This window comes from Frateuria defendens (assembly GCF_001182895.1).
In the GTDB taxonomy this organism is placed as follows: Bacteria; Pseudomonadota; Gammaproteobacteria; order Xanthomonadales; family Rhodanobacteraceae; genus Frateuria_B; species Frateuria_B defendens.
Genome location: NZ_LFQR01000072.1, coordinates 1 through 1,245, shown reverse-complemented (window position 1 = coordinate 1,245; position 1,245 = coordinate 1). Strand labels below are relative to the sequence as shown.

At 66.7% G+C, this 1,245-nt stretch carries 1 protein-coding gene; it reads left to right on the top strand.

What is annotated here, in order from left to right; all coding sequences use genetic code 11:
* A partial coding sequence (locus ACH65_RS10965) for a hemagglutinin repeat-containing protein (protein WP_049622637.1) occupies positions 1 to 1,245 on the top strand: 1,245 nt, incomplete at its 5' end.

Sequence of the window (1,245 nt, the reverse complement as noted above, 5' to 3'; positions counted from 1 at the left end):
CAGCAGAACGGCTTCACCATTGAGCTGGCGGCGGCCGTGGCGCAAGCCAAGGCCAACGGCGACGGCAACGCCAACCACGCCAGTGAAGTCACCGCCGGCAACGTGCTGAGCCTGAGCAGCGGGCGAGACACCACCCTGCACGGCGCCCAGGCCAGCGGCGACACGGTCCTGGCCAACGTCGGCCGCAACCTGGACCTGACCAGTACCCAGGACACGCAGACCTACAAGGAGCTGGATCAGAGCGCCAGCGCGGGGTTGAGCCTGTGCATCCCGCCGATCTGCTACGGCACGAGCAGTGCCAGCGCGAGCTATAGCCAGACCAACATCCGCAACAACTACCAGAGCGTGACGGCGCAGACGGGCATCCAGGCAGGCAGTGGCGGCTACGACATCCACGTCGGGGGCAACACCAACCTGACGGGCGGTGCGATCGCCAGCACGGCGGCGGCGAGCCAGAACCTGCTGGACACGGGGAGCTTCAGCTACAGCGACCTGAAGAACAAGGCGGACTACAGCGCGAGCCAGATGGGGGCGACGGTCAGCGCCAGCTTCGGTGGTGGCGGAGGCGACGGTGGCAGTGGCGGTGGCGGTGGCGGCAACGCTGGCGGAGGCAGCGACGCTGGTGCGGGGGCCAATGCCAGCCACGGCTTCAGCATGGGTGTGATGCCGAGCCTGTCCATCCCGCAGAGCCACGACGCCAGCAGTACGACGCAGGCGGGTATCGCACAAGGCACGCTGACCATCCGCGACAACCCGGGCCAGGACCTGTCCGGCCTCAACCGCGACGTGACGGCGCTGGACGGCAACGGCGTGGCCAACCACTTCGATGTGGACAAGGTGAAGGAGCGGTTGCAGCTGAGGCAGGTGGGGATGCGGGCGGCGGGCGATATCGCCTATGCCATGCAAAAACAGGCCGCGGCCGACATGGCGACGGCGCATGCTAATGGCGATACCGCCGCCGAGGTAGATGCGCAAGCGCGTTTGGCAGCCTGGAGCGATGGGGGCACAGACAAAGCCCTATTGCACGGCTTGGTTGGAGCCGCTACGGCCGCTTTGGGAGGCGGCAACGCTGCCCAGGGCGCGTTGGGTGCTGGCGCTAGCGAGGCAGCCAGCGCGGCTATGCAGAATTATCTGAATAGTCAGCACATCAGCTTGGCGTCAGCGGAAGGTAAGAGCTTGATGGAGCTAGCCAGCACCGCCGTCGGCGGCTTGGTGGGCGGTGGCGTGGCAATGCTCTCAACTTAA